Here is a 17,649-nt window from a genome sequence, read left to right on the forward strand (position 1 = left end):
TACCTGCTTCCTACTCTCTTCTCTCTTCCCTCTTCCCTCTTCCCCCTCCCTATTACTTCCTCTCTCTTTCCTCTTCTTCAAGACTGAACGACACTTTTCGGGCAGCATCCGCTCAAGCCTCCACCGAGAAGTGTCGTCTCGTATGCCGTCAGCCGTTCCGTCGCCGCAACGCCGCCTCACGCTCTCCCAGGCGCGTCGTCTCGCCCTGAAAGCGCAGGGTTTCACCTCCCGCTCCCCCGAGTCCGCCAACCGAGGCCATCTCCGGCGTCTCGTGGATCGTCTCGGCGTGTTGCAGATCGATTCCGTCAACGCGTTGGCACGTTCCCACTATCTGCCGGCCTTTTCGCGTCTCGGCCCTTACCCGACCCCGCTGCTCGACGAGCTGGCCTGGAGCCGTAACCGGCACCGGTCGCTGTTCGAATACTGGGGCCACGAGGCCTCGCTGCTGCCGCTCTCGTTCTACCCGGCGATGCGCTGGCGCATGCGCCGCGCGCAGGATGGCATCGGCATCTACAAGCATCTGGCGCGGTTCGGCCGTGAACGGGGCGAGGTGATCGAACGCGTACTGGCCCAGGTACGCGACCACGGCCCGCTGGGTGCCGGCGCACTGAACACGCGGGAAGGCCCTGCCGGCCCGTGGTGGGACTGGAGCGATGAGAAGCACGCGCTGGAATGGCTGTTTGCCGCCGGCGAGGTCACCGTCGCCGGCCGCCGGGGTTTCGAACGGCTCTACGACCTGCCGGAACGGGTGCTCCCCGCGACAGTACTGAACCAGACCGAACCCGATCTGCTCGAGGCGCATCGGCAGCTGTTGCATCAATCCGCCCGGGCGCTTGGCGTGGCGACGGAGAAGGACCTGCGGGACTACTACCGGCTGGCGCCGCAGGATACCCGTGCCGCGCTACAGACGCTGATCGAGGACGGCACAGTGACGCCGGTATCGGTGGAAAGCTGGCAGCAGCCGGCCTATGTCGTCGGCGAGCCGCGCATTCCCCGCCGACTCGAGACCGCCGCGCTGCTCTCGCCGTTCGACTCCCTGATCTGGTATCGCGAGCGCACCGAGCGCCTGTTCGGCTTTCACTACCGCCTGGAGTTCTACGTCCCGCCGGCCAAACGAACCTACGGCTACTACGTCATGCCGTTCCTCCACGGCGACCGGCTCATCGCCCGGCTCGACCTGCGTGCCCGGCGCGCCGAGGGGGAACTGAGCGTTCTCGCCATTCACCCCGAGCCCGCCGTGACGTTCCGTGATGCCGAACTCCACGCGCTGGCCGGCCAGCTCGAAGGGCTGGCACGCTGGCTCGGGTTACCGCGTATTCACCTGGCCTGCGAGCGGCCCCTTGCCCAGCGTCTGAGCGCCCTGTGGCCGGTGGATTCTTATCGGCGGCACAGCCCTTTGTAATGACGCCGCAACCGGTGCCGAAAATGCAATTAGCCCCGGCTTTCATGCGCTGGCGGCGGACAGCGCGACGAAGTGACCCGCCTGTGGCTCGGCATAACGAAGCGTGGGTAACCGATGTCCGTGGGGCTTGATGGGATCGGGCACCTCGGTGGCCTGCAGCAACTTGGCGAAGTCACGCTTGGCGTCCACGTCCGGCATGGGTACGGCGGAGAGCAGGCGCTGGGTATAGGGATGGCGCGGATCGTGCAGCACCTGCTGGCAGCTGCCGATCTCGACGATCTGGCCGGCGTACATGACCGCGACACGGTGGCTGATCTGCTCGATGACCGCCATGTCGTGGGAAATGAACAGGTAGCTCAGGTTCAAGCGTTGCTGCAGATCCTCCAGCAGTTCCAACACCTGGGCCTGTACCGAAACGTCCAGTGCCGAGACCGCTTCGTCGGCAATGATCACCTTGGGGTTGAGCGCCAGCGCGCGGGCGATACAGATGCGCTGACGCTGCCCACCGGAGAACTGATGTGGATAACGCAGTGCCACCTCGGCCGGCAGCCCGACCTGCTCGAGCAGTTCGGCCACGCGCCGCCGACGTTCGGCGGCGTCGGCCAGACCATGCACCAGCAACAGCTCGCCGATCAGGTCCCCCACGCTCTTGCGTGGATTGAGCGCGGCAAAAGGGTCCTGGAAGATCATCTGGATATCCCGACGCACCGCCTTGAGGGCCTTGCCCTGAAGCCCCTTCAGCTCACGGCCGTCGAGTTTTACGCTGCCGGAATAGGCCAGCATGTTCATCAATGCCTTGCCCGTCGTCGACTTGCCGCAGCCACTTTCACCGACGAGCCCCAGGGTTTCGCCCGCGCCCAGCTCGAAGCTGATGCCTTCTACCGCACAAACCTCCGTAGCGGGTGAAAAAGGCGAGTGACGCTTGACCGGAAAACGGACGCTGAGATCGCGCACTTCCAGTACTCGAGGATGAGCGGCACGCGAAGGCAGCACCGCAGCCGTCCCCAGCCGCGGCACCGCCGCCAACAATTTTCGGGTATAAGCCGATTGAGGATGTGTAAACAGTGCACGTGCCGATGCCTGCTCTTCGACGACACCTTGATTCATCACCACGACGTCATCAGCCATTTCGGCGACCACGCCCATATCGTGGGTAATCATCAGGAGTGCGGTACCGAACGCCTGTTGCAGCTCCCGCATCAGCTCGAGAATCTGCGCCTGGATCGTCACGTCGAGCGCCGTGGTCGGCTCGTCGGCAATCAGCACTTTCGGCCGACACACCATCGCCATGGCGATCATCACCCGTTGACGCATACCGCCGGAGAGCTCATGCGGGTGCTGTTTGAGACGCTTTTCCACGTGAGGGACGCGTACCGCTTCAAGCATTTCATGGGCGCGCCGCATCGCCCCTCTTCCTTCATCCAGCTTGTGGCGCCGAATCGTCTCCTCCAGCTGCTGCCCGACACTCATCAGCGGATTGAGCGACGTCATCGGCTCCTGAAAGATCATCGCGATGTCGCGCCCCCGGAGCCGCGACATCTGACGATCCGATAGCCCGACCAGATCACGCTGCTGATAAAGAATCGCACCGCTCGGCATGCGCGCCACTTTCGGCAGCAGCCCCATGATGGCAAGAGATGACAACGACTTGCCACTGCCCGACTCCCCCGCAATACAGAGCGTTCGACCGGCATGCAGCTGAAAGCTCAGGTCATCGACGACCCGCTGCGAGCGCTCGCGCCCATGCGAAATGTCGATCGATAGACGCTCGACGGACAGGACACGCGAATCCCGCGACATCTCTGGAGGCGTCATGGCATCCCTCACTCGAAAACGACACGCGGGACGTAGAACGACACCACCCAGTTGGGCTGATCGACAATCTCGCTGATGCGTAGATCACCGCATACCGAGCACAGCATATAAGCCTGCTCCGCCGGCATGTTGCGTGTCTTCACCAGCCATTCGATCGCCCCTTCCAGGGCCTGACGGGCCCCTTGCATCAGGTCGCTGCCGATGCCGGTAAACACCTCGTAGCCCGCCCCGTCGAGATGGCGAGTTACCGGGCCCGGGGTCGAAAACCGAGGCATTGCCAACGGCGTCTGCTTGATCAGGTCGAGACGCAAGGAGACATCCATGGCGCTTTCCAGCGCCGTGCCGCAGACCTCGCCATCGCCCTGAGCAGCGTGGGTATCGCCGATCGAGAACAGGGCCCCGGCGACCTCCACCGGCAGATAGAGCGTGCTGCCGGCGCCGAGGTCGCGCACGTCGAGGTTACCGCCCACGCGGCGCGGCGGCACGATCGAGTGCGTGCCCGGCGCCGCCGGCGCGACGCCGAGCGTCCCGGCGAATGGCTTCAGCGGCACCCGCGCGTGAGTGCCGAACGCGGCCGGGGTCATGGCCTGCGTATCGTAGTGCCACAGGGCCAGTGCCGGCGTTTCGAACTGGTCGGCCAGCAGCCCGAAGCCGGGAATGTTGGCCGTCCAGCCGAAGCCGGACGGAGTGAAGTCGTCGATATGGACCACGAGGACATCGCCGGGCTCGGCGCCGTCCACGAAGATGGGTCCGGTTACCGGGTTGATCCGGTCGAACGGCATGTCGGCCACCGCGGAGACATCCGAGGTCGGCGTGAAATGGCCGCCCGAGGAGTCGTTGCAGGCGAACGTGAGCCGGGTCCCCGGCGCGACGTGCGCGGCCGGGGCGATGGCGTTATCCCATCCCAGGTGGCAATGGTGCCCGTGAATGGTCTTGATCAGTCCGTTGTCACACATCATTTCACCCAGATATAGTCGTAGTTGACGGGAACGTGAACAGGATCCACGTACAGGGCATCGTCGCCCCCCATGCGAGCCGAGTGCACGGTGAAACGTTGTTCGTTGAAGATCGGCACCCAGGGCGCGTCATCCATCGCCGTGGTGAATATCTTGCCCCAGCGCTCGGCGCGTGCCTGCTGCTGGTCAGGTGCGACCATGGCGTCGGCAGCGTCAGCCTCGGCGTCCAGCTCTTCGTTGCAGTACCACGCCCAGTTCCAGCCGCCGGGCACTGCGCCCTCGCAACCCAGGATCGGTCCCCAGAAGTTGGAGGGATCCGGGAAGTCGGCGATCCACGCCATGCCGCCCGACCACACCATCGGCGCCTGATCCTTGGCGCCACCCGCGGCGATCACGTTGGCCTGCGCCAGCGACTTGATCTCGGCGCGCACGCCGACTTGCGCCAGATCCTGCTGGATCGCCTGGGCGATGCGCGGCTGCGGGTCGGTGTTCATGACGTAGATCTCGGTATCGAACCCATCGCCGTAGCCAGCTTCCTCGAGTAGCGCCTTGGCCTGCGCCACGTCGTAGGGGTAACCCTCGTACTCCTTGTCGTAACCAGGCATCGCCGGCGGCAGCGGCTGATTGGCGGGAATCGCGCGACCGTTGATGATGCGCACGATGCGCTCCTTGTTGATCGCCATGTTGATGGCGCGGCGCACCTCGACATTGTCCAGCGGAGGCATGGTGACGTTCATGGTCAAGTAACCGGTATGCAGCTGGTTGCCAATGACCATCAGATCCTTGAAATCGGGATCGTTGCGGAACTGCAGGAACTGCGCGGGCGGAATGCCATCGCCAGCGATATCCACCTCGCCGCGCTGCAACCGCATCAGGGCCACATTGGGCTCCTGGCCGATCTCGAAGTCGATGCGGTCGAGATACGGAATGCCTTCGCGGTAGTAGTCGTCGTTCTTGACGAAGGTCAAACGCTGGCCGAGCGCCCAGTCCTGCAATTCGAAGGCCCCCGTGCCCACCGGGTGCTTGCCGAAATCGCGGCCCCACTTCTCGACCGATTCCCTGGGTACCACCGAGGCGAAATTGAGCGCCATGATGTGCAGGAAGGCCGCATCCGGCGCCGACAGCTGGATCTTCACGGTGTAATCGTCGGGCGTGGTGATACCGCTCAACGTCGTCGCCTCACCCGAGGCCACGGCGTCGAAGCCCTCGATGGAGGAGAAGAAGCCGGCGCCGGGGCTCTGGGTCTCGGGGTTGACCGTCCGCTCCAGGGAGTATTTCACGTCGCTGGCGACCATTTCGCGGCCGTTGTGGAAGGTGACGCCTTCACGTAGATGGAAGGTATAGGTCAGGCCATCGTCGGAGATTTCGTAGTCCTTGGCGAGGTCCGTCTTTAGTTCGGTGGTGCCCGGCTTGTAGTCCATCAGGCCGTCGAACAGGCTCTTGATCATCGACCAGTTCTGCCAGTCGTAGCCGATCGCCGGGTCGAGCGTGGCCACGTCGTTCTGGTAGGTGACCACGATCTCGCCGCCTTCCTGGGGCGTCTGTTGCGCCAGCGCCTGGCTCGAGATCGTCGCGCACAGGGCGGTGAGAGCGAAGCCTTTCAATTTGTTGTTCATGGCATTGTTCCCTTAAGTTTCAGGTTTGGGTGACGTCGATGCGCGGATCGACAAACAGCACGGCCAGATCGGCCACGAGATTGCCCAGCACGATGGCGACCGCCGAGAGCATGGTGACGCCCACGATGATCGGGATATCCACCTGCTGGATGGCCTGCCAGGCCAGTTGTCCCAGGCCCGGCCAGCCGAACACCGACTCCACGACGACCAGCCCGCTCATGAAGATGCCGATGTCGATCCCGATCATGGGGATCACCGGCACGATGGCGTTGGGCAGCACGTGGCACAGCAGCACGCGCGCCCGTCCCAGCCCCTTGGCGCGCGCGGTACGAATGAAGTCTTGGTGCAACACCTCGATCATCGACGAGCGCACCATGCGCGAGTACCAGCCGCTGCCCAGCACACCGAGGGTGATGGCCGGCAACAGCAGGTGCTCGACGCCGCCGTAACCGCCCAGCGGAAACCAGCCGAGATAGACCGCGAAGAAATACAGCGCCAGCATCGCGGCGATGAAATGCGGCGAGGACACGCCGATGAACGAGAACGCCATCAGCACCTGATCGAGTACCGAATTGCGCTTGAGCGCCGCGACGATACCCAGCGTGATGCCTATCAGCAGCTCGAAGCCGATACCGGCGGCCATCAGTTGCAGCGTCGGGCCCACCCGCGAGGCGAGCAGCGTCGAGACTTCCGAGCGCTGCACGTAGGAGCGCCCCAGGTCGCCCTGCAGCAAGTTGCCCAGATAACGGACGTACTGTTCGTAGAAGGGCAGATCCAGCCCCAGTTGATGACGGATGTTGGCCACCACCTCGGCGGTGGCGCTGCGGCCGGCGATCTGCCGCGCAGGGTCGGCAGGAATCATGTAGAGCAGCAGGTAGGTGATGAAGGTCACGCCCAGCAGTATGAGCAGCGAATAGGCGATGCGCTTGGCGATGTACCAGACCATTAGCGTCTTCCTTTGAGTGTCGGGTCGAGCTCGTCGCGCAGCGCGTCGCCGACCAGGTTGAAGCTCAACGACAGCGCGATGATGGCGATGCCGGGGAACAGCACCAGCCACATGGCGGAGATGAAATAGGTCTGGCTCTCGAAGATGATGTTGCCCCAGCTCGGCATGGGCGGCTGCACGCCGACTCCCAGGAAGGACAACGTGGCTTCGAGCAGTACCGTGGTAGAGATGCCTAGAGTCGCCCAGACCAGGATGGTCGGCAGCAAATGCGGCAGGAGATGCGAGAACAGAATGCGCGGCGCGCTGACCCCGATGGTGCGCTCGACCGCCACGAAGTCCTTCGATGACAGAGAGATGGTCTCCGAATAGATGACGCGCGCGATCTGCACCCAGTTCACCATGGCGATGACCATCGCCACGATCCACAGGCTGGGTTGCAGGATCGCCGCCAGCGCGATGGCCAGCAGCAAGGCCGGAAAGGCCATCATCAAATCGGTCAGTCGCATCAGGACCGAGCCCAGCCAGCCGCGAACGAAGCCCGCGGTCACGCCCACCAGGGTGCCGATCACCACCGCGATGCCGTTGGAGACGATGCCGATGATCAACGAGGTACGCGCGCCGTAGATGACTCGCGAGAGCAAATCGCGCCCCAGCAAGTCCGTGCCCAGCCAGAACTCGCCGTCGGGCGGCAACGGCGCGCCTTCCAGCGAAAGCCCTTCGAAGAACTGTTCGGTGGGGTCGTACGGCGCCAGCCACGGGGCGAAGATCGCCGCCACGACCACGATCAGGATATAGAACAGCGCGATGGCTACGGTCTTGCGTTTGAGCAACGCCTTGAGCACCGTCATGACGCTCCTCCCTGACGCCGTGCGGGCGCCATCTGCGTCAGCAGCCGCTCGCCGGCCTGCACCAGGGTGAGCTGTCGTGACATGGCATCGCTACGCAAACGCTCGAATGCCTGCGCTTCATCCAGATCTGAGCTGACCATGATGCACGCCACGGCCCGGGCGATGAGCCCCTGCTGGTCCACCTGCGCGGCTAGCCGGTTATGAGCGGTTTCGAGCTCGGTGAGCCGCTCGCGTAATGTCCGTGCCATGGCCAGCGTGGTATAGACGGTATGCTGGGTGATCGGCTTGTTGAGGATCGCCGTGGCGCCCAGCCGCCGCGCGCGCTGGATCTGGGATAGCGTCTGGTGGTGGGTCATCGCCACGATCGGCAGGCCTGCCGCGCGGGCCGCCTCGAGCAGGCGCGGGCTGGCGAAGTGATCCAATTCAACGATCACGCCATCGACATTCGTCAGGGCGATCTCGGCATCCTCGGCCACGGCCCAGCCATGCAAGCCCAGACGCGCCAGGCTTTTGTCGAGCATCGCCTGCGAGCGTGGCTCGCAATCCACCAGCAGCAGCCGGGGAGTCAAGGTTTCCGCGTTCATTTCACGACCCTCAAGCGGGGCGACGTGAGCGCGGCACCGACCACGTCGCGGAACTGGGAGATACCGGTGCGGGTCAGGTAAGGGTCGGCGTCCAGCACACCGCTTTCACGGTGCACGATGCGGAACCCCTCGTCCCCTGCTTCGGCGATGCAGCACGGCAGCGCCAGATGGTTGTTGCTCGGATTGAACGCCAACTCGCCCATCAAGGTGGTATGCGAGTTCGCATGCAGCCACGCCAGCACCGCTGCGGGGTCGTCGCTGCCCACCGCGGCACAGCTTCGCGCCAGCAACTGCACGGCGTTGTAGGCGTTGGTGTAACAGCTCGAATAGATCTGCGGGCCATGGCGCACCCGTTGGCGCGCACTAAAGCCGTTTCCTGAATGATCGAACCAGGGGCCGCACGACAGCAGGCGCACGTGCCGCAAGCGAGGAATCGCCGGCAGCTCGCACTCGGTGAAGTTGCAACTGAGTACGGTGATGGCAGTGCCCTGGCGCTCACAGGCGGCATCGAGCTGGGCCAGGAAGGCATAGGAGGACTCGCCGACCAGGTTGTTGAGCACGAAGTCGGTGGCACCTCCCAGAATCCGGGTGATGATGGCGTCGAAGTCGCAATCGCCGAAGTGGAAGTACTTCTCCGCCACGATACGGCCATGGGCGGCCTCCACCAGTTCGCGGGCAATGCGGTTGCTCTCCCAGCCCCACACGTAGTTGGAGCCGATCAGCACGCCACGCTTGCCGTGCTCGCGCAGGGCATAGGCCAGCAGCGGCACCAGGTTCTGGCTCGGGCAACCGCCGGAATAGAGCACGTTTTCGCTGCACTCGAAGCCTTCGTAGGGGCAGGCGTACCACAACAGGGCATCGTCGCGCTCGACATCCGGCACGATATCCTTGCGGCTCGCCGAGGTCGTGGTGCCCACCAAGTGCCGCACGCCCCGCGCCAACAAGGCCTCGACGCCCTGATGATAGGCTTCGAGTTCGCCATGCGGATCGTACTCGTGCACCTCCAGCGTCACACCCGATGTCGCGTCGGCATTGATATCGGCGACGGCTTGCAAGGCACCGCTGCGCGCATTGTTGCTGAGGCGTTGGTAGGTGCCGGTCGTCGAGTAGAGCAGCCCGATGGATAACGTGAATGTCATGGTCGTTTCCACAAAAAAAGCCCAGACGTCGGGAAGACATCCGGGCTTCATTGCCAAGCGCCGAGTGGCGCGCTGTTCTGTTCAAGATTTACAGGCTGACTAGCCAGGCCCTACTTGCTATTGAACTGTATGGTAAAAACGTGCCAACGCCGCTCGCTTTCATTTAAAAACAAACAGTTAATTATTTTTACCTTTTCCATGAGGTCGTACCTCGAAGCCTCGTGCACCAAATTCGCCCCACTTCGGACAAAGCTGCACCACGAGTGAGCGCCAGAAGAATACCTTGCGGCAAATAACCACACTAACAATAAGGTTATTGAGGCGTATGCTGACATCGTCGCCTTCGAGGCTACCGATTCCGAGGCGAGTCAATGTCAGTCATAAGGACAAGGGAGCATCATCATGAACACGATTCTTCATCGCTTCTCCGTCGCCGGAATGGCGCTGGTCACCGCGCTGAGCGCCGGTAATGCCTTTGCCTATGGTGCCGGTGATGTGTTCACCCATTTCGGGGTCGCCAAGGTTTCGCCCAAGAGCGACAACGGCCACTTCGATGGTCTGAACATGGATGTCGATGTCAAAGACGACACCGGCTTCGCCTTCACGCTGGGTTACCGTTTTCTCGACAAGTGGGGCGTCGAACTGCTGGCCGCCGAACCGTTCGAGCACGATATCGACCTGAACGGCAACGAGATGGCCTCGACCAAGCATCTGCCGCCGACCCTGACGCTGCAGTACTATCCGCTCGGTGGCACTCAGTCTCGTGTCCAGCCATACATCGGCGCAGGCGTGAACTACACCCATTTCTCCGATGAAGACCTGGACGTCGGCAGTCTCGATCTCGACGACTCCTGGGGTGCCGCCGGCCAGTTGGGGGTGGACCTGCTGATCGACGATCACTGGTCGATGAACGCCGCCGCCTGGTATCTCGACATCGACTCCGACGCGACCGCCGAGGTCGGTGGCCAATCCTATGACACCACCGTTCACATCGACCCCTGGGTGGTGATGGGCGGCATCGGCTACCGTTTTTGAAGCCGCCGGATTCGGACCCAAACCGGTCATCTCATGGCCACCGCTTGGTGGCCATTTTTCGTTTTCTCCCCTCCCTACCACCCAACCTGTCTGACGCTTCCGCCTACATCCGACTCTTCCGCCTACATCCGACGCTTCTGCATCAAGCTATCTGCACAAAGCTATAGACATAAGTTGAAGACAATGTGATCATTCGCAGCCTAACTTTTATGGCGCTTTGATACACCTTTATTGCGCTTCAATACACTGCCCCGTGGAATGAATGTTCCGTGGTTGTGCCCATGGAAATGCCCCGTGGATGCCCGCATTCACGGGTTTTGGTCATTTATGATTCGAATTTCTGCCGATCACTGGTTACTGGCGTTGCGAACGGTGCTGGCCGTCTGGCTGGCACTGTTCCTGTCCATGCGCCTCGATCTCTACCAGCCCGCCTGGGCCATCCTGGCGGTGATGATCGTGACTCTGCAGCCGGTCATGTTCACCGGCGGTACGCCGCCGATCGGCATCATCATCGGCCGCAGCCTGGCGCGCCTGTTCGGCACGCTGTTCGGCGCTATCGTCGGTCTGGTACTGATCGCCCTGTTCGGCCAGCAGCCGATGCTCTATCTGCTGTTTGCCGGCGCGTGGCTGGCCTTCTGCATGTACTGGGTAATACTCGAGCCGGATGAATACATCGGCTACGTGATGATGCTCAGCGGCTATACCTCGACGCTGGTGTCGCTGACCGCGATCGGTACCGGCATCGAGGATATCTGGTCCGTGGCCCAAGGGCGCTTCAGCGAAACGGCGCTGGGCATCGGCTGCGGGCTGCTGATGCATGTGGTCATTGCCCCGCGTTATGGCAGTCATGCCCTGCCGAGCGCGCTTTCCCAGTTTCTCTCGCGGGCCGCCACCGAAACGCTGGCAACGCTCGCCGAACCTCGCGCTCGCGACGATCGCGATGCGCAGTTGAAGACGCTGTTCCAGCATTATCAGCAGTTCGAGACGCTGCGCGGGCTGACGCGGCTGGAGACTCGCCGCCTGAGCCATTTCATTCCGGCGCTGGATCGATTTGCCAGCGATGGTCTGGCGCTGATCACCGCCGTCCGCGAACTGGAAACGGCGCTGGACTACCTGCGCGATTGCGAGGATGGCGAGCGCTGGCTGGCCGAGCTGAGCCGGCAGGCGCAGCCGCTGCTGACGGCGATCGAGGCCGAGCCGGAGGGCAGGCCAACCGAACGCCTGCTGCTGGCCGATTTCGAGTGGGACGAAGCGGCGGTGGAGCCACGCACCCGCACCCGTGCCGAGCTGGTGCGACAGCGCCTGGGCGAAGTGCTGGGGCTTTTGCAACACGGCCGCCGGCTGCGCAACGCGCTCAACGATCCGACCTCGTCGAAGGTCAAGACATTGCCCCGCGAGCGCCGCTCCCGCGCCGCGCACAACGAACACTTCGTCGCCCGCTTCAACGCCTTTCGCGTATTCATCGCCTTCGAGCTGCTGGGTCAGGTCTGGGTTCATAGCGGCTGGCATTCGGGCTATCTCGCCATGATGCTGCTTGGCGTCTTCATCATGCTGTTCGCCAAGGCGCCCAACCCGGCCGCCATCGTCAATCAATTCCTGTGGGGGTCGATCGCCGCGGTCATCCTGGGCGGGGTTCTGCTGTTTCTGGTGTTACCGGTGATCAACGGGTTCCCGCTACTGGCGATCGCCATCGGCATCCCGGTCGCCATCGGCACACTGATGACGCCGCACCCCCGCTGGTCGCTGATGGGAATGGCCGGCGCCATCACCATGATGACGCTGCTCAACCTCCATTCGACCTATACGTTTTCGCCCTCGAGCTACATCAACGGCGGGCTGGCTTCGATCATCGGGACCATTGCCGCCATGATTACCTACTCGCTGTTTCGCCAGCGCTCGCCCGGCGAACGCATCGAGACGCTGATGGCCGCCTACTGGCGCGGCCTGAGCCGGCTGCTGCGGGAGAAATCGCTGCCCAATCGCGCCCGCCTGGAGAGCCGTCTCTACGACCGTCTGGGCCGGCTGGTCGCGCTGGGTGGCAGCGATCGCTCGGTCAGCGAGGCGATCGACCTGCATGCCTTGGCACTGTGCGTGTGGCGAATCCGGCGTCTGCGCGAGGCACTCGGCCCCCACCGCGCGGAGATCGAAGCCTGGCTCGGCGACATCGGCACTCGCGTGGTGTCGCGCCGCCATCACGATCCGGCCGTCTGGCACGAGCTGGCTGACGAGGCCATTGCCTGGGTCGAACGGCTCTATCATGAAACCCGCCTGCCGATCGCCAGCATCGGCGAGATCGCCATGCTGGGGCATCTGATGCGAGAAGCGCCGGGCGTGGTACTCGAGGCCCGCGCGGACGAAGAACACGATGCGTCCAGGGCAACCACCGGAGACACTCGACATGCTGGCTGAATGGTCGTTCCTGGGCTTCCTGATACCGCCGCTGACGGTGCCGGTATTGCTGGCCCTCGGGCTCTATCTGATCCTGCGGCGCGTGTTCGTGCGCCTGGGGCTCTATCACTGGTTCTCGCAACCGGTACTGCTGGATATCGCGATTTACGCTTTGCTGTTGTGGTCGGTACTCGCCCTGACGGGCTCGCTGCCGATCGCTGGATGAGGAAAAGACCTTCATGAATTGGCCTACCGGACTCCGCAAGACGCTGCGGCTAGTGTTGACCATCGCTGTGGTGATCGCGGCGGTCATTGGCGTTGCTCAGATCTGGGATCACTACATGCACGATCCGTGGACCCGCGACGGTCGCGTTCGTGCCGATGTGGTCAATCTCGGCACCGATGTCGCCGGCATCGTCGACAGCCTCGAGGTGCACGACAACCAACTGGTGAAAAAAGGCGATGTGCTGTTCACCATCGACCAGCAGCGTTACCAGCTGGCGCTGAACGAAGCCAGGGCCAATCTCAACCAGTTGACGCAGCAGCGCGACGAAGCACAGGCCGCCAACAGCCGTCGCCAGCGTCTGAAGAATTACGTCTCCCAGGAGGACAAGGACAACGCCCGCTTCGCGCTGGCCACGGCCCAGGCCGCCGTGCAGCAAGCGCGGGTCGCGGTCGCGCAGGCCGAGTTGGACCTCGAGCGTGCGACGGTGCGGGCGCCGGTCGACGGCTACGTCACCAACCTGCTGCTGCGACCCGGGCAGTACGTGACCGTAGGCACCGATGCCATGACCCTGGTGGATGCCGAAAGCTTCTACGTGCTGGGCTACTTCGAGGAGACCAAGCTCGACAGCATCGATGTCGGCGCGCCCGTTCGGGTCCAGCTGCTCTCCAGCGACGAGCCCATCTGGGGGCATGTCGACAGCTTCGCCCGCGGTATCAGCGACAGCAGCCTGAGCAGCCAGGAAAACGGCCTTGCCTCGGTCAACGCCTCGTTCGACTGGGTACGCCTTTCCCAGCGGATTCCCGTTCGCATCGCGCTGGACGAGATCCCCGAAGGCACCAAGCTCTCCGCCGGCCTCACCGCCACCGTCTACCTCGAGAGCGACCGCCAGGGCCGCGAAGAGGCGCCCGACTGGTGGAAGCCGATTCGCCAGTGGTGGGAAGGGTTGATCAGTATCTGAGCCCATACGAAAACGCCCCGACGATCGCTCGTCGGGGCGCGGGCAGCGGGATAAACGCTGTTCAATCGAGGGCCATTCACGCGAAGGCCGTTCAATCGAAGTCGTTCACTCGAAGTCGTTCACTCGAAGTAGCTGAAGGTCTCGCCGGGCTTGATGTCGAGCAGGGTGTGGTAGATCAGCTCGATTACGTTCTCGACGTCCTGCTTGTGGACCATCTCGACGGTGGTATGCATGTAGCGCAGCGGCAGCGAGATCAGCGCCGAGGCGACGCCGGAATTGCTGTAGGCGAAGGCATCGGTATCGGTGCCGGTGGCCCGCGAACGCGGCAGGCGCTGGAACGGGATCTTCTGCTCCTGGGCGACCTTGATCAGCCGCTCGCGCAGCTTGTTCTGGATCGCCGGGGCGTAGCAGATCACCGGGCCGTCGCCGATCTTGTTGGCGCCTTCGCGCTTGGGCTCGATCATCGGCGTCGAGGTGTCGTGGCTGACATCGGTAACGATGGCGACGTTGGGGTTCAGGCGCTCGGCGATCATCTCCGCGCCGCGCAGGCCCACTTCTTCCTGCACCGCGTTGACGATGTAGAGGCCGAAATCGAGCTTCTGCTTGCGCGCCTTCAGCAACCGCGCCACTTCCGCGATCATGAAGCCGCCGATGCGGTTGTCGATGGCGCGGCAGACCAGCTTGTCGCCATTGAGCACGAAGAATTCATCCGGGTAGGTGATCACGCAGCCGACGTGAACGCCGAGCGCCTCGACCTCATCCCTGGTACTGCAGCCGACGTCGATGAAGATGTTGTCGAGCTCCGGCGGCTTCTCCTTCGGCCCCTGACGGCGGGTGTGGATCGCCGGCCAGCCGAACACGCCCGGCACGATGCCGTTGTCGGTATGAATGTTGACGCGCTTGGAAGGCGCGATCTGATGGTCACTGCCGCCGTTGCGGATGACGTAGATCAGGCCATTGTCGGTGATGTAGTTGACGTACCAGGAGATCTCGTCGGCGTGACCTTCGATCACCACCTTGTACTCGGCGTCCGGATTGATCACGCCGACGGCGGTGCCATAGGTGTCGGTGATGAACTCATCCACGTACGGACGCAGGTACTCCATCCACAGCTTCTGGCCTTCCCACTCGTAGCCGGTCGGCGAGGCGTTGTTGAGATAGCGCTCCAGAAACGTCATCGCATCCGCGTTCAGCGGCGCCGCGTTGCGCTTGGTCGTCTTGGTATTCTTGGGCGTTTTATCAGCGCTTTTGCTCATCTCGAGCTCCTTGTTTCAGGCAATGTATTTCCGCTAATAGTCGGCCAGCTTAACAGGCACCACCCGCCAACGCTGCTCTTCGCATTCCCGAGGCCGGCTCCCGTCGCCCGTCAACCGTCGCTCGAAGCCCGGAGCCCGGAGCCCGGAGCCCGAAATCAGAGCACCATCGCCGCGACCCAGCCGAAGATCAGCAGCGGCACGTTGTAGTGCAGGAAGGTCGGCACCACGCTGTCCCAGATATGGTCGTGCTGGCCGTCGGCATTGAGCCCGGCAGTCGGCCCCAGAGTGGAATCCGAGGCCGGCGAACCGGCATCGCCCAGCGCTGCCGCCGTGCCGACGAGCGCAACGGTCGCCAGCGGCGAAAAGCCGAAGCTCAGCGCCAGCGGCACGTAGAGCGAGGCGATGATCGGAATGGTCGAGAACGAGGAGCCGATCCCCATGGTGATGAACAGGCCTACGAGTAGCATGATCAGCGCGGCCAGCCCCTTGTGATCGCCGATCATCGCCGCGGAGCTGGTCACGAGGCTTTCCACCGAGCCGGTCGCCTGCATCACGCCGGCGAAACCGGCCGCCGCGATCATGATGAAGCCGACCTGCGCCATCATCCGCATGCCTTCGGTAAACACGTCGTCCTGCTCCCGCCAGCGGAACACGCCGCTGGCCGACAGCAGCGCGAAGCCGAACAGACCGCCCACCACCATCGAATCCGTCAACAGCTGGACGACCAGGGTGCCGACCAACGACGCAGCCAGCACGATCTTCTGCCAGCCGCGAAGGGGGCGATCAGCGCCGGCCGACGCGGGCTCCTCGCTGTCCTGCTGGCCTACCAGCGCCCGGTCTTCGTAGGTGCGCTGGCGGCGATAGCTGAAAAAGACAGCAATGAGCAGGCCCAACGCCATGCCACCGATCGGGATCGCCATCGCCAGCGGCACCTGGGCCGCCTCGACCTGCAGGCCGAATTCCGCACCGCTGGTGTTGAGATTATTGAGCAGAATGTCGTTGAGAAAGATCGCGCCGAACCCGACCGGCAGCAGCATGTAGGGCGCCGTGATCCCGAAGGTAATGACGCAGGCCACCGCACGGCGATCCAGCCGGAGCCGATTCATCAGTGTCAGCAGCGGCGGCACCAGGATCGGAATGAAGGCGATGTGGACAGGAATCAGGTTCTGCGAGCTGATCGCCGCCAGCAGCAGGCAGCCCAGCAGGGCCAGCACCACGCGGCGCCGACGGGGGCCGGAGCCCTCGAGATGGAATCGCTCAATGGCGCGACGGGCCAGCGCCTGGGTGATGCCCGAGCGTGACAGCGCCACCGCGAACGCCCCCAGCACCGCGTAGGAGATCGCCACCGTCGCCCCATTGCCCAGCCCGCCATTGAAGGCATCGAGAATCCCGCCCAGCGGCATGCCGGCATACAACCCACCCACGAGCGCGGCGACGATCAGCGCAAACACGACCGAGACCCGCGCCAGACTCAACGTGACCATTATCAGAATGGCCAGCACCACAGCATTCATGCATCGCCCCATTTCAAACCGTGAATCGTGCCTGCCTAGCGCAACCGGCAGACGAAGCCGCCGATGATATCGACCCAGTCGGCGAACGCCAGAAAAATTCCGGAAGCGAGGCCCGGCCGATAGCGGAACTCATGGTTACCCAGCTCACTCTTGATTACAAAACGACGCCAATGTCGGCGAACGTGCTAACAAAAAACCTCATTCAATTTCCGGCTGACCCCGCTTAAGCTGAACTGACCATAATGATCGACGCCACAAGCGTCGGCTGGAGTGGCCCCACGTGACGACATCGACGTCGGGGTGCCCTCGGGGTGATTGAAGGGGCTGATTCAGCCACTGAGAGGTAACCGTCATGACTCGACCGACCCAACGACACGCCACACGCCTGCCGACCGTCCTCATCGCTATCGGCGCTACCCTGCCACTCGCCGCGGAAGCCTATGTGGGCCCGGGCGCGGGGCTGAGCCTGCTGACCGCGCTGTGGGGCATCATCGCCGCGATCGGCATGGCGCTGTTTTTCGTCATCATGTGGCCGATCCGGCGCATGCGGCGCCGACGCAAGGCCGAAGCCGCCGCCTCGGCGGAGAGCGGCGCGGCCGAGAATAGTACCTTCGAGACTGGCACCGCCGAGAGCGGTACGAGCACGGCCCAGGCCCGCACTGCCCAGGATCCGGAGTCGCCACCGACCACCGCCCGCGTCGAGGAGAGTCAGCGCGGAGCGCCCCACGCCGGACATCGCTCCTAGCGGCGTCACGCCTTGGCAATATCATCTCTTGAATACCCATAAAGCGGGCCGGCAAGGCGTCGCCGTCGGCCCGTCTCTTCCAGCAAGCCTGGGGTTGGAAGCCCGGGGTTGGAAGCCTGAGTTTAGAAGCCTGGATTCAAATGCCCGCGTTGCGCGCTCGTCATCCTGCCGGGGCATTCGGCTCCGGTAGCCAGTGACGCGCGGACGATGGGCTGGTGTCA

15 protein-coding genes are annotated in these 17,649 nt (G+C 63.5%); 6 read left to right on the forward strand and 9 right to left on the reverse strand.

Features of this window, described 5'->3' with window-relative positions:
* Nucleotides 1-142: 142 nt before the first annotated feature.
* The gene (locus ACWHY3_RS16525; RefSeq protein WP_448127019.1) at nucleotides 143-1,402 is read left to right on the forward strand and encodes a winged helix-turn-helix domain-containing protein; all 1,260 of its coding nucleotides are present in this window, start codon (nucleotides 143-145) and stop codon (nucleotides 1,400-1,402) included.
* A 42-nt stretch (nucleotides 1,403-1,444) separates the two neighbouring features.
* Here the strand turns inward: ACWHY3_RS16525 and ACWHY3_RS16530 are convergent, their stop codons facing one another.
* The 7 genes from ACWHY3_RS16530 to ACWHY3_RS16560 are packed head-to-tail and all read right to left on the reverse strand — an operon-like array spanning nucleotide 1,445 to nucleotide 9,306.
* The gene (locus ACWHY3_RS16530; protein ID WP_448127020.1) at nucleotides 1,445-3,217 is read right to left on the reverse strand and encodes an ABC transporter ATP-binding protein; all 1,773 of its coding nucleotides are present in this window, start codon (nucleotides 3,215-3,217) and stop codon (nucleotides 1,445-1,447) included.
* A gap of 8 nt (nucleotides 3,218-3,225) precedes the next feature.
* Nucleotides 3,226-4,173 (reverse strand): acetamidase/formamidase family protein, encoded by a 948-nt coding sequence (locus ACWHY3_RS16535; protein ID WP_448127021.1) that lies wholly within the window; start codon nucleotides 4,171-4,173, stop codon nucleotides 3,226-3,228.
* Nucleotides 4,173-5,789, reverse strand: a complete 1,617-nt coding sequence (locus ACWHY3_RS16540; protein WP_448127022.1) for an ABC transporter substrate-binding protein — start codon at nucleotides 5,787-5,789, stop codon at nucleotides 4,173-4,175. The genes ACWHY3_RS16535 and ACWHY3_RS16540 overlap by 1 nt, the downstream gene beginning before the upstream one ends.
* A 19-nt stretch (nucleotides 5,790-5,808) precedes the next feature.
* Nucleotides 5,809-6,735 carry an ABC transporter permease gene (locus ACWHY3_RS16545; protein ID WP_448127023.1) on the reverse strand — a complete coding sequence of 309 codons (927 nt, stop codon included), beginning with the start codon at nucleotides 6,733-6,735 and terminating at the stop codon, nucleotides 5,809-5,811.
* Complete coding sequence (locus ACWHY3_RS16550) at nucleotides 6,735-7,583, reverse strand: ABC transporter permease (RefSeq protein WP_110634119.1); 849 nt, start codon at nucleotides 7,581-7,583, stop codon at nucleotides 6,735-6,737. Before ACWHY3_RS16550 ends, ACWHY3_RS16545 begins: the two co-directional genes overlap by 1 nt.
* Complete coding sequence (locus tag ACWHY3_RS16555) at nucleotides 7,580-8,167, reverse strand: ANTAR domain-containing response regulator (protein ID WP_110634116.1); 588 nt, start codon at nucleotides 8,165-8,167, stop codon at nucleotides 7,580-7,582. The genes ACWHY3_RS16550 and ACWHY3_RS16555 overlap by 4 nt, the downstream gene beginning before the upstream one ends.
* Entirely contained in the window at nucleotides 8,164-9,306 is a 1,143-nt protein-coding gene (locus ACWHY3_RS16560; RefSeq protein ID WP_448127024.1) for a transporter substrate-binding protein, read from the reverse strand. Before ACWHY3_RS16560 ends, ACWHY3_RS16555 begins: the two co-directional genes overlap by 4 nt.
* Nucleotides 9,307-9,708: 402 nt before the next feature.
* Here ACWHY3_RS16560 and ACWHY3_RS16565 point away from each other — a divergent pair, with 402 nt between their 5' ends.
* The 4 genes from ACWHY3_RS16565 to ACWHY3_RS16580 all read left to right on the forward strand — a co-directional run bounded on the left by ACWHY3_RS16565 (nucleotide 9,709) and on the right by ACWHY3_RS16580 (nucleotide 13,913).
* Entirely contained in the window at nucleotides 9,709-10,341 is a 633-nt protein-coding gene (locus tag ACWHY3_RS16565) for an OmpW/AlkL family protein (protein WP_448127025.1), read from the forward strand.
* Between the two features lie 327 nt (nucleotides 10,342-10,668).
* Nucleotides 10,669-12,750: an FUSC family protein gene (locus ACWHY3_RS16570; RefSeq protein ID WP_448127026.1), complete on the forward strand. Its 2,082-nt coding sequence runs from the start codon at nucleotides 10,669-10,671 to the stop codon at nucleotides 12,748-12,750.
* Complete coding sequence (locus ACWHY3_RS16575; RefSeq protein ID WP_179208858.1) at nucleotides 12,740-12,955, forward strand: DUF1656 domain-containing protein; 216 nt, start codon at nucleotides 12,740-12,742, stop codon at nucleotides 12,953-12,955. Before ACWHY3_RS16570 ends, ACWHY3_RS16575 begins: the two co-directional genes overlap by 11 nt.
* A gap of 13 nt (nucleotides 12,956-12,968) precedes the next feature.
* The gene (locus ACWHY3_RS16580) at nucleotides 12,969-13,913 is read left to right on the forward strand and encodes an efflux RND transporter periplasmic adaptor subunit (protein ID WP_448127027.1); all 945 of its coding nucleotides are present in this window, start codon (nucleotides 12,969-12,971) and stop codon (nucleotides 13,911-13,913) included.
* 119 nt (nucleotides 13,914-14,032) lie between these two features.
* On the opposite strand, the gene ACWHY3_RS16585 is transcribed toward ACWHY3_RS16580, so the two are convergent.
* Nucleotides 14,033-15,169, reverse strand: coding sequence for a M42 family metallopeptidase (locus ACWHY3_RS16585; protein ID WP_332779624.1), 1,137 nt, complete (start codon nucleotides 15,167-15,169; stop codon nucleotides 14,033-14,035).
* A gap of 155 nt (nucleotides 15,170-15,324) precedes the next feature.
* Nucleotides 15,325-16,683 (reverse strand): Na+/H+ antiporter family protein, encoded by a 1,359-nt coding sequence (locus tag ACWHY3_RS16590; RefSeq protein WP_448127028.1) that lies wholly within the window; start codon nucleotides 16,681-16,683, stop codon nucleotides 15,325-15,327.
* Between the two features lie 352 nt (nucleotides 16,684-17,035).
* Between ACWHY3_RS16590 and ACWHY3_RS16595 the strand changes: the two genes are divergently transcribed.
* The gene (locus ACWHY3_RS16595; RefSeq protein ID WP_179208859.1) at nucleotides 17,036-17,428 is read left to right on the forward strand and encodes a hypothetical protein; all 393 of its coding nucleotides are present in this window, start codon (nucleotides 17,036-17,038) and stop codon (nucleotides 17,426-17,428) included.
* Nucleotides 17,429-17,649 lie beyond the last annotated feature (221 nt).

The organism is Salinicola sp. NYA28a (genome assembly GCF_976982775.1).

Excerpts from the sequence above, each read along its gene's own strand:
- ACWHY3_RS16525 (WP_448127019.1), top strand. The coding sequence starts at position 143 with ATGCCGTCAGCCGTTCCGTCGCCGCAACGCCGCCTCACGCTCTCCCAG.
- ACWHY3_RS16535 (WP_448127021.1), bottom strand. The coding sequence starts at position 4,173 with ATGTGTGACAACGGACTGATCAAGACCATTCACGGGCACCATTGCCAC.
- ACWHY3_RS16580 (WP_448127027.1), top strand. The coding sequence starts at position 12,969 with ATGAATTGGCCTACCGGACTCCGCAAGACGCTGCGGCTAGTGTTGACC.
- ACWHY3_RS16570 (WP_448127026.1), top strand. The coding sequence starts at position 10,669 with ATGATTCGAATTTCTGCCGATCACTGGTTACTGGCGTTGCGAACGGTG.
- ACWHY3_RS16585 (WP_332779624.1), bottom strand. The coding sequence starts at position 15,169 with ATGAGCAAAAGCGCTGATAAAACGCCCAAGAATACCAAGACGACCAAG.
- ACWHY3_RS16575 (WP_179208858.1), top strand. The coding sequence starts at position 12,740 with ATGCTGGCTGAATGGTCGTTCCTGGGCTTCCTGATACCGCCGCTGACG.
- ACWHY3_RS16540 (WP_448127022.1), bottom strand. The coding sequence starts at position 5,789 with ATGAACAACAAATTGAAAGGCTTCGCTCTCACCGCCCTGTGCGCGACG.
- ACWHY3_RS16595 (WP_179208859.1), top strand. The coding sequence starts at position 17,036 with ATGACTCGACCGACCCAACGACACGCCACACGCCTGCCGACCGTCCTC.
- ACWHY3_RS16555 (WP_110634116.1), bottom strand. The coding sequence starts at position 8,167 with ATGAACGCGGAAACCTTGACTCCCCGGCTGCTGCTGGTGGATTGCGAG.
- ACWHY3_RS16530 (WP_448127020.1), bottom strand. The coding sequence starts at position 3,217 with ATGACGCCTCCAGAGATGTCGCGGGATTCGCGTGTCCTGTCCGTCGAG.
- ACWHY3_RS16565 (WP_448127025.1), top strand. The coding sequence starts at position 9,709 with ATGAACACGATTCTTCATCGCTTCTCCGTCGCCGGAATGGCGCTGGTC.
- ACWHY3_RS16590 (WP_448127028.1), bottom strand. The coding sequence starts at position 16,683 with ATGAATGCTGTGGTGCTGGCCATTCTGATAATGGTCACGTTGAGTCTG.
- ACWHY3_RS16560 (WP_448127024.1), bottom strand. The coding sequence starts at position 9,306 with ATGACATTCACGTTATCCATCGGGCTGCTCTACTCGACGACCGGCACC.
- ACWHY3_RS16545 (WP_448127023.1), bottom strand. The coding sequence starts at position 6,735 with ATGGTCTGGTACATCGCCAAGCGCATCGCCTATTCGCTGCTCATACTG.
- ACWHY3_RS16550 (WP_110634119.1), bottom strand. The coding sequence starts at position 7,583 with ATGACGGTGCTCAAGGCGTTGCTCAAACGCAAGACCGTAGCCATCGCG.